7 protein-coding genes and 1 pseudogene are annotated in these 9,876 nt (G+C 61.5%); 3 read left to right on the top strand and 5 right to left on the bottom strand.

Features of this window, described 5'->3' with window-relative positions:
- Positions 1–848, bottom strand: an 848-nt coding sequence (locus tag Q8K05_RS09830; protein WP_305246449.1) for a methylmalonyl-CoA mutase family protein, incomplete at its 3' end; no start/stop codon positions are given.
- Positions 849–1,005: 157 nt separating this feature from the next.
- Here Q8K05_RS09830 and Q8K05_RS09825 point away from each other — a divergent pair.
- On the top strand, positions 1,006–1,641 hold the full coding sequence (locus Q8K05_RS09825) for a GntR family transcriptional regulator (RefSeq protein WP_305246448.1): 636 nt from the start codon (positions 1,006–1,008) through the stop codon (positions 1,639–1,641).
- Between the two features lie 96 nt (positions 1,642–1,737).
- Here the strand turns inward: Q8K05_RS09825 and dusA are convergent, their stop codons facing one another.
- On the bottom strand, positions 1,738–2,748 hold the full coding sequence (gene dusA, locus Q8K05_RS09820) for a tRNA dihydrouridine(20/20a) synthase DusA (RefSeq protein WP_305246447.1): 1,011 nt from the start codon (positions 2,746–2,748) through the stop codon (positions 1,738–1,740).
- 206 nt (positions 2,749–2,954) lie between these two features.
- Between dusA and Q8K05_RS09815 the strand changes: the two genes are divergently transcribed.
- Complete coding sequence (locus Q8K05_RS09815; protein ID WP_370868819.1) at positions 2,955–4,742, top strand: M14 family metallopeptidase; 1,788 nt, start codon at positions 2,955–2,957, stop codon at positions 4,740–4,742.
- Positions 4,743–4,875: 133 nt separating this feature from the next.
- Positions 4,876–5,271, top strand: coding sequence for an RNA-binding protein (locus tag Q8K05_RS09810; RefSeq protein WP_305246445.1), 396 nt, complete (start codon positions 4,876–4,878; stop codon positions 5,269–5,271).
- A gap of 193 nt (positions 5,272–5,464) precedes the next feature.
- Here the strand turns inward: Q8K05_RS09810 and ybaL are convergent, their stop codons facing one another.
- The 3 genes and pseudogenes from ybaL to Q8K05_RS09795 form a co-directional block, all read right to left on the bottom strand.
- Positions 5,465–7,162, bottom strand: a complete 1,698-nt coding sequence (gene ybaL / locus Q8K05_RS09805; protein ID WP_305246444.1) for a YbaL family putative K(+) efflux transporter — start codon at positions 7,160–7,162, stop codon at positions 5,465–5,467.
- 405 nt (positions 7,163–7,567) lie between these two features.
- Positions 7,568–8,959, bottom strand: a complete 1,392-nt coding sequence (gene ltrA / locus Q8K05_RS09800; protein ID WP_305246443.1) for a group II intron reverse transcriptase/maturase — start codon at positions 8,957–8,959, stop codon at positions 7,568–7,570.
- Between the two features lie 549 nt (positions 8,960–9,508).
- Positions 9,509–9,876: pseudogene (locus Q8K05_RS09795) on the bottom strand (ABC transporter substrate-binding protein); the annotation flags it as partial.

Genomic DNA, 9,876 nt, shown 5'->3' with positions numbered 1-9,876 from the left:
AAAAAGCTCAGGCGTCCGGCAAAGCCGTCAACGTCCAGGCCCTTGCCCAGCGCGGTCTTGACGTATTCCTTGCCGTCCGCCAGCGTGAAGGCCAGCTCCAGCGCCTGATTCGCGCCGGCTTCCTGCATGTGGTAGCCGCTGATCGAGATCGAGTTGAACTTCGGCATGTTTTGCGCCGTGTATTCGATGATGTCGCCAATGATGCGGATGCTGGGCAGCGGCGGATAAATGTAGGTGTTGCGGACCATGAACTCCTTGAGGATGTCGTTCTGGATGGTTCCGCTCAGTTGGTCCTGGCTAACGCCCTGCTCTTCAGCGGCGACCACATAGCCCGCCAGCACGGGCAGCACGGCACCGTTCATGGTCATGGACACGCTGACCTTGTCGAGCGGAATCTGGTCGAACAGGATTTTCATGTCCTCGACGCTGTCAATCGCCACGCCGGCTTTGCCGACGTCGCCGGTCACGCGCGGATGGTCGCTGTCATAGCCGCGGTGCGTGGCCAGGTCAAACGCCACCGACACGCCCTGCCCGCCGGCGGCCAGCGCCTTGCGGTAAAACGCGTTGGACTCTTCAGCGGTTGAAAACCCGGCATACTGGCGAATCGTCCACGGGCGCACCGCATACATGGTGGCTTGCGGCCCGCGAATGAAGGGCTCGAATCCCGGCAGGGTGTTGGTGTAAGGCAGGTCCTTGATGTCTTCGGCCGTGTACAGGGGCTTGACACTGATGCCATCGGGCGTTTGCCAGTTCAGGGCATGGACGTCGCCGCCCGGCGCTGATTTGGCGGCCGCCTTGGCCCAGGCTTCCAGGTTGGACGCGTTGAATTCAGAAGGCTTTGAGCTCATGGTGTGATCGGCAGTTTTTGTTGCGCTGGGCAGCGTGTCCGGGCGTTGGGGAGGCGGGCGCAGGCTGTGCAGACAGGGTTTTGCATGCGGTAAATTGGAGTTTACATTATTTATAATTATTGATTAACAATATTCCGCCGAGCTTACAATTTCACCCATGGCTGAACTTTCTTTATCTCCCCGCGCGCTCTACCAGGATGTGGCTGAGCTTTTGCGCCAGCGTATTTTTAACCGCGAACTTGCGCCAGGCAGCTGGATCGACGAGCTCAAGCTGGCCGAGGAATACGGCATCAGCCGCACGCCCCTGCGTGAGGCCCTGAAGGTGCTGGCCACCGAAGGACTGGTCACCATGAAGGTGCGGCGCGGCGCCTACGTGACCGAGGTGTCCGATACCGACTTGGCCGATGTCTATCACCTGCTGGCCCTGCTGGAAAGTGACGCCGCCGCCGTGGTGGCCAGCAAGGCGACCGAGGCCCAGCTTAAAGAGTTGCAGGGCCTGCACAACGAACTCGAAAAAGCGGTGGCCCAGCGGGCACGCTTTTTTGAAATCAATGAAGCCTTTCACATGCGGCTGCTGGAAATTGCCAACAACCGCTGGCGCGACCAGATGGTGGCCGACCTGCGCAAGGTGATGAAGCTCAACCGCCACAACTCGCTGCTCAAGAGCGGCCGCCTCGACGAGTCGCTGGTCGAGCACCGCGCCCTCATGGCCGCGCTGGCTGCGCGCGATGGCGACGCCGCTGCGCAGCGCATGCGCGAGCATTTCAGCAACGGGCTGGAAGCCGCAGGCTGAAGCTGCGGCGCACGGGCGCGCGCATCAGCGCTTCAAACCACTATACTTTTAATAGCTACTTATGCACGGTGCATAAGGGCTAGAGCCCTATTTTTCTTAAAAAACAGGAAACATCCGCTCATCAGAAGGCTGAGCCGCATCGCGCACGGCCGCTTGCGCCAGCGCCATCACCTCGCGCGGCGGTAGCGTCTTGAGCTTGTGATCGCTCCAGACCTGGCGCCAGCGGCGTGCGCCAGGCTGTCCGTGCCTGAGCCCCAGCATGTGGCGGGCGATCGTGGCCCAGGGCGTTGCCTCCCTTGCAGCTTCGCGCTCCATATAGGTCACCATCTGCTCTTCAATGGCTTCGCGCGTCATCTCGCCTTGGGGCGCAGCGTCAAAAAAATCGGCATCCCACGAGGCCAGCCACCACGGGTTGTGATATGCCTCGCGGCCAACCATCACACCGTCAAGCACACGCAGTTGCTCTGCCACCTGTTCGCTGGTCGTGATGCCTCCGTTGATGCAAATCGTCAACTCGGGAAAATCCTGCTTCAGGCGGTGCACCAGCTCGTAGCGCAGCGGCGGCACTTCGCGGTTCTCCTTGGGGCTCAGCCCCTTGAGCCAGGCGTTGCGGGCATGGACCACAAAGGTCTGGCAGCCCGCTTCGCTGACCGTACCCACAAAATCGCGCACGAACTCATAGCACTCGCGCTTGTCGATACCGATGCGGTGCTTCACCGTGACCGGCACGGTCACCACGTCCACCATCGCTTTGACGCAGTCGGCCACCAGTTGCGGCTCGTTCATCAGGCAGGCGCCAAAGGCACCGCGCTGCACGCGCTCGCTCGGGCAGCCGCAATTGAGGTTGATCTCTTCATAGCCCCACTGCGCGCCCAGGCGGGCGCAATGGGCCAGATCGGCCGCTTCGCTGCCCCCCAACTGCAGCGCCACCGGATGCTCCTCCACATTGAAGCGCAGGTGGCGCGCCACATCGCCGTGAACCAGCGCGCCGGTCGTGACCATTTCGGTATACAGCAACGCATGGCGCGACAACAGGCGGTGAAAGTAGCGGCAGTGCCTGTCGGTCCAGTCCATCATGGGCGCCACGCTCAGGCGCCAGGGATTCATTGGGGGGTTTGAAGCAGCGCCAGGCACGGGCGCGGGGGAATGTGAAACGGACATGACGCCATTTTCCCAGAAAGCGGGTCCTGCCCAGGCCGCCAGCTTCATCGCTGGCCCGCCGGCAAGCCGAACGACTACGCGGCCAGCCCCGAGGGGCAGGTAACATAAGCGCTTGACCCCCCGGCGAACATGCCTGGGACGCAGGAAAAAAGATGACACACATGCCGCTCTCCCGAACCACGGCCGCCTCCGGCCAATCTATTTTTTCCAGACGAGCCCAGGCGCTTGCCATGCTGGCCCCGGCGGTGCTGCTGGCCGCCTGCACCGCATCAGTACCGCTTCCACCCTGGACGCCGCCTGCGCCCCGTCCCGCGCCAAGCGCGCCGGCCCCCGCCGTGCAAACATTGCCCGTGGCGCCGCCCGCGGCCATCGCACCGGCACCCGTTGCTCAGCCCGCGCCCTACAGTGCGGCGGTTGCGGCCCGTTTCCCGGCGCCTTCGGTGGTGTACAACACCCCCGGCCTGCAAGCCCAGCGCACCAGCTTCACGACGCAGGCCGAAATCGAGGCCTGGCTGCGCGATCAGGCGGCCTCCGCATCGCGTTCGCCGGGCGTCAGCGCCGCTGTGTTGCCTATAGGGCGGTCCCAGCGCGGCGAAACTCTGCAGGCACTGGTGCTGGCACGCGCCACCGGCACCGACCCGGCCGCCCTGCTGGCTACCGGACGGCCGACAGTGCTGCTGGTGGGGCAGCAGCACGGCGACGAACCGGCGGGCAGCGAAGCGCTGCTGGTGGTGGCCAGGGAGCTTGCACAAGGGCTGCTGCAGCCCGTGCTGGAACGCATCAATGTGGTAATTGTTCCACGCGCCAATCCTGATGGCGCAGCCAGCAACCAGCGCGCCACCACCGGCGGGCTGGACATGAACCGCGACCATTTGCTGCTCAACACGCCCGAGGCCCAGGCGCTGGCCAGGCTCATGCGCGACTATCAACCCACGGTGGTGGCCGACGCCCACGAATACACCGCGGCCGGCCGCTTTCTTGAGAAATTCGGCGCTGTGCAAAAGTACGACGCCTTGCTGCAATACGCCACCACGGCCAACCTGCCGGAGTTTTTGACCAAGGCGGCCGAAGAATGGTACCGACGCCCATTGCTGGCCGCGCTGAAGACCCAAGGCCTCAGTACGGAGTGGTATTACACGACCTCGACGGATCTGGCCGACAAAAAAGTATCCATGGGCGGCACCAGGCCTGACACCGGCCGCAACGTGAATGGACTTAAAAATGCCGTCAGCCTGCTGATTGAAACGCGCGGCGTGGGCCTTGGCCGCTTGCATATTCAGCGGCGCGTGCATACCCAGGTCACGGCCCTCACCAGCGTGCTGGCCAGCACAGCGCAACGCGCCAGCGAACTCGGCCAGTTGCGCCCCTACATCGACAAGGAAATCAGCGCGCTGGCCTGCAGGGAAGAAGCCATTGTGGAGTCAGCACCGACAGCCGCCCAATACGAACTGGTCATGCTGGATCCGGTAAGCGGTGCCGACAAACCCATCACCGTGGACTGGGATTCCGCGCTTGCGCTGCGCAGCATCAAGGCGCGACCCCGCCCCTGCGGCTACTGGCTGTCCGCAGGGTCCAGCACGGCCGCAGAGCGGCTGCGGCTGCACGGCGTGCAGGTGATGCGCCTGGCAGAATCCGGCTCGCTTCTGGGGGACAGCTACAGCGAAACCGCACGCGCAGCAGCCGCGCGTCAGGATGTGCGCGGCACGATCGCGGGCAGCAAGTCGATCGTGCAGGTGCAAGTCGGCCTCACGCGCGGTGTGGTGGATGTGCCGCGCGGCAGCTATTACGTACCGCTGAACCAGCCCTTGGGCAACCTGGTGTTTGCCGCGCTGGAGCCCGACACCCAGAGCAGCTTCTTTGCCAACCAGGTCCTGGACGGCCTTCAAAGCACGGTGCGGGTGATCGCCGAGCCCATCCTCAAGCTCGAAGAGTTGCCTTGAGTCGTTCAAGGCTGCGGCGTGCACTGCATGAATGAATTTAGCGCCAGCGTCTTACAGAAAGAGAGTGCGATATCCGACTGCAGGTGACCGGTTTCTGCGCGTAAATGAGCAGGTAACGCAAGAAAGGATTCGCATGAAAAACTTTGAACTGACCCCGAAAATGTTGAGCTTGGGCGGTGTTTTTTACCCGACAGGCTATGCCTTCATCATGTTCCCCGATGTCAAGGACGCCACGCAGGTAGCGCGCGAACTGGAGGCGGACAACGACGGCATCATGCTGCTGACACCGGCGACCATCCTGGAGCAAATCGGCCAGGCAGACGACCAATCGGATGTGGCGCTGCCCAGCGTGGGCACCGAAGGGGCTACCGTCCGTAAATACGTAGACCTGGCGCGAGAAGGCCACCATGCATTGATGATTCCCGTGCCATCCAGGGAGGCCACAGAGCGCATCATGGCGGTGGTGCGCCAAGTACCTTTCTCCTACGCACAGAAATACCACATGCTGGTCATTGAAGATCTGGAGTAACCCTGTCGTCCGTCTTCCGGAACCTGTCCGTATTTCTGTGTGTGAGGGCACCGCGAGATTTTTCCACAGCGGCAGGCGGCGTTTGACGCCTGCCGTGCGGCACGAGGCTTTTGGCTCACCCACTTTTTCCGTGGGCAATGACCGCTTGCCACCGCTGCGCTCAACCTGACTACGCGCGCGGCCAAGCGCCCTGCTACTGCGCGGGAGCAGCTGCTGCGCGCTCCAGCACGTGACGGATCATGGACTGCGCCAACTCCTGCTCACCCAGAAAGACCTTGCCTGCATTTTCCTGGTCCAGCAATTTGGCTTCAGCCTCGTTGTGGGTACGCACCACGGTTTCGATGGGCGGATTGAGCGTACGCGCTATGGCAATCATTTGCCGCACATCCAGCGTGTCGGGCGTAGCGATGACCAGCATTCTGGCTTCGGCAATATGCGCCTGAATCAGCACCTCCGCCTCTGACGCATCGCCCGATACCGCAGGCATGCCCTTGGCCCGCAGCCGCTCCACCGTCTCCCGGTTTTTCTCGGCCACAACAAAAGGGATGCCATTGGCCGTGAGCGCCGCTGCGATGCGCCGCCCGACCCGGCCATAGCCGACCAGAACCACATGACGCGAAAGATACCTAGCGTCCGTGGTGACGGGCAGCGCGGCTGTAGGCTCGTCACGCGCCTCCATCCTGCGGGCCAGCGCCGACCGGGCCAGTATCCACTGCTGCAAAGGCTCAACCGCCCTAAAGAAGAGCGGATTGAGCGCAATCGAGATCAATGCGCCAGCCACCACCAGGCTTTGCCCTTCTGGCGGCAGCAGGCCCAGCGACGCGCCCAGCCCCACCAGAATGAACGAGAACTCACCGATTTGTGCCAGACTGGCCGACACCGTGAGGGCGGTGTTCAAGGGGTAACGAAACGCCATGACAAGCAGTCCCGCGGCCAGCGTTTTGCCGACAATGATGATGCCGACCACCGCCAGCACCTGGAGCGGTCGCTCAAACAGCACCCAAGGGTCAAACAACATGCCCACAGAGACAAAAAACAGCACGGCAAACGCGTCGCGTAGCGGCAGTGACTCCTCAGCGGCGCGACGGCTGAACTCGGACTCGCGCATCACCATGCCTGCAAAAAAGGCCCCCAGCGCAAACGACACGCCAAACAGCGCTGTCGCACCAAAGGCGATGCTGACGGCGGCCGCCACCACGCACAAGGTAAACAGCTCGCGGGAACCCGTGCGCTGCACCTGCCAGAGCACCCAGGGGAAAAACCGCCGGCCCACCATCAGCATCAGGGCCACAAAACCGCCCACCTGCAGCAAGGTGAAGCCCAGGGTTTTCCACAGCACGTCCACGTCTGCGTCCGCTTCACCCGAAAGCCAGGTCCCCAGCGGCGGCAGCAGCACCAGTACCAGCACCATCGCGAGGTCTTCAACAATCAACCACCCCACGGCAATGCGGCCATTGAAGGAGTCCACAATGCCCTGGCTTTCAAGGGCGCGCAGCAGCACCACGGTGCTGGCCACCGAGAGCGAAAGCCCGAACACCAGCGCGCCCCCCAAATTCCACCCCCACCAATGCGCCAGCCCCATGCCCAGCGCGGTGGCCACGGCCATTTGCACCACGGCGCCCGGTACGGCGATCTTGCGCACCGCCAGCAAATCGTCCAGTGAAAAATGAAGTCCCACGCCAAACATCAGCAGCATCACGCCAATTTCAGCAAGCTGACTGGCGATTGCGGCATCGGCCACAAAACCCGGCGTGAAAGGACCGATGATCACGCCCGCCAACAAATAACCGACCAGTGCAGGCAAGCGCAGCCGCACAGCAAAAAAGCCAAAAATCAACGCCAGGCCCAAGCCGGCGGCAATGGTGCTGATCAGGGAAACACTGTGGGGCATGCGAAAAGATTTCCTTCAGAAAAGCAGGTTGGGGAAGGTCTCTGAAGAGGCTGCCCCGCTGCGACGCGTAGTGCTCAGATTCAGTACCAGCGCGTGCGGGGCCGCTTGTATCAACGCCCTTTGATTATGGAGGATGAGGGCCTGACACGGAAAAAAGGGTTTCCCCCGGCCGGAGCCGTTTGATTTTTCGCCACAAGATTTCGATGCGGCTGGAGGGTTTGCCCGTGGCATCCAGGGCTTGGTGAATCCACGACAGGTCAATGAGCCCGCTCAACCCGTCTAAACACGCCAGTGTTTTGCCCAACGTTTGCGATAGTTCTACTTGAAATTTATCGAGTAGGGGACGGAGTTGCCCCCGTCGCCCTCTCACACCACCGTACGTGCGGTTCCGCATACGGCGGTTCATTAAACACGCTGGAAGCGTCGCTGGGTGTCCAGCAACGAAACCAACCCTAGCCCGTCAAAGAAGCGTTTGGGATAGGCCGCGTTCATGTGGCTCGCTCCGGCGTTCCACCAAGGACCGCGTCCGTTGCTTGCCGATCTCCATGCTCGCGTCTCACCCAAACCTCTCTCCTGTAGTCGCTTGTTACGTGTGGCCGGGCGTTTCCATTGCCGCCATAGCAGGCAGCGCAGTTTGCGCCGAATCCACCCGTCCAGCTCCTGCAACACACCTTTTACCTCGGTCAGCCGAAAGTACGATGTCCAGCCCCGCAGCACCGGATTGAGCGCTTCGACCGCTTTACCGAGATTGCGCGAGGCATTCCCGACAACGATCGCACGCACCCGGTCTTTCAATCGCTTCAGACTACTATCCGCAATCTTGAGACGGGCTTGTTCATGCCGCGTGACGCTGTAACCCAAAAACTTCCGTTGCCAAGGCTGCGCCACGGCGCTTTTGTCCCGATTCACCTGAAGCTTCAATTTGCGCTCCAGGTAATCGGTGATCGCCTGCATCGCGTGCTGCCCTGCCACTTCGCTTTTGACGTATATATTGCAGTCATCAGCATAGCGGCAGAATCGGTGTCCCCGGCGCTCCAACTCACGGTCCAGGTCCGTCAGCAGGATGTTCGACAGCAGTGGCGACAGCGGCCCGCCTTGCGGCGTTCCCTTATCCCTCGCACTGACAATTCCCTCTGACATCATGCCCACTCGCAGGTAGCGCCGGATCAGTTTCAATACCCGCTCATCTTTGATTCCGCGGGCTACCCGTGACATCAAAATGTCGTGGTTGACCCGGTCAAAGAATTTCTCCAAATCGAGGTCGACCACCCAACGGCGGCCTTCCCGGATATAGCCCTGCGCTCTTTGCACGGCTTGCCACGCATTGCGCCCAGGTCGAAACCCGTAGCTATGCTCGGAGAATGTGGGCTCGAATTCTGGTTGCAGAACTTGCAGCAGCGCCTGCTGGATCAGACGATCCGATACCGTCGGGATGCCCAGTGTGCGTACCCCGCCATTGGGCTTGGGTATTTCCACTTTGCGAATCGCCGCCGGCATGTAATTTCCTGCCAGCAGTGCTGCCTTGACGCTTGGCCAGTGCTGTTGCAGCCATGCCTTGAACTCGAACACAGTGAGTCCATCGACTCCTGCTGCGCCTTTGTTGCGCATGACCCGCTCATACGCTCGCCACAGGTTGCTCCGTTCGACCACGGCGTCCATCTGCCGCAGTCCCTCCGCTTTCGTTCGCCCATGCGCCGCCGTGCCCATCTCGGCACCCAGCCCGGCCATTGACGAATTCCGTTCGTCTCTTTCCGTTCGGGTAGCAGTTTCCTGCTTTGTTGCTTCACCGATTTGCATCGAGGTCGTATGTCCTACTCGCGTTGCTCAATGTTCGGGCCTTCAGTCCGGGCTCTTTCTGGCTCACCGCCTGTCCCCGACCTACTATGCCCTCTGCTGACTTCTGCATGCGCATCCCGACACCTCAGGGTGGCAGTAGCACAAGGCACGCATGCAGATCTCCCCGGGTATTGCGCACCTACCTTCACGCTTATGCCTGTCGGATATACGCCGTTGCGTTCCGTGCAAGTATTGGGCTTTGCAGATAATGGGCTGCTCACCCCACAACGTCGCCTCCTATCCGCTTCTTGTTCATCAGGCCAGCGCTTTGCCTTCGGCTTCCTCCAGATTCGCAGTCGCCCGCGACACCCTTGCCGTTCGGCTAACGGTTCCCCTTGCCGGGTCCGTAGAGGACTTTCACCTCCGAGTAAGTGCGCCCTGCCGGGCGCACCATAAAAAAAGGGACGTGATGAACACGTCCCTTTTTTACCCTACCTCGGCTGCCAAGTCCTTAACTGACTGGCATTACCCGCGAGCGGGGCTTTTGATGAACCGGGAGCAAACGCCTGTTTACAGCTTTTGCGCCTGCATGAAGCTGTCAAAGCGCGCTTCAGTGAAGCGGAACCACAGATTCTGGTCCTTGCGAAAGGCCGCCAAATCTTCGTAGATTTTCTTCCAGTTCGAGTTCTTGGCGCTCAACTCGGCGTACAGGTCCATGGACTCCTTGAACGCACGGTCCATGATGTCCTTGGGGAAGGGCAGAACTTTGGTTCCAGAGGCGACGAGTTGCTTAAGCGCTGTAGGGTTCCTGGCGTCGTACTTGGCCTGTACCTCCTGGTGCGCGTAGGCGGCAGCGGCATCCACGATGGCTTTGTTCTCGGACGACAACGCCTGGTAGGCCTTGGTGTTGATGAAGAATTCGAGCTGCGGGCCACCTT

The sequence above is a fragment of the Polaromonas sp. genome (genome assembly GCF_030682935.1).
Classification (GTDB): Bacteria; Pseudomonadota; Gammaproteobacteria; order Burkholderiales; family Burkholderiaceae_C; genus Polaromonas.
Note: the sequence above shows the minus strand (reverse complement) of the source record. Positions and strands in the feature narration are given on the sequence as shown.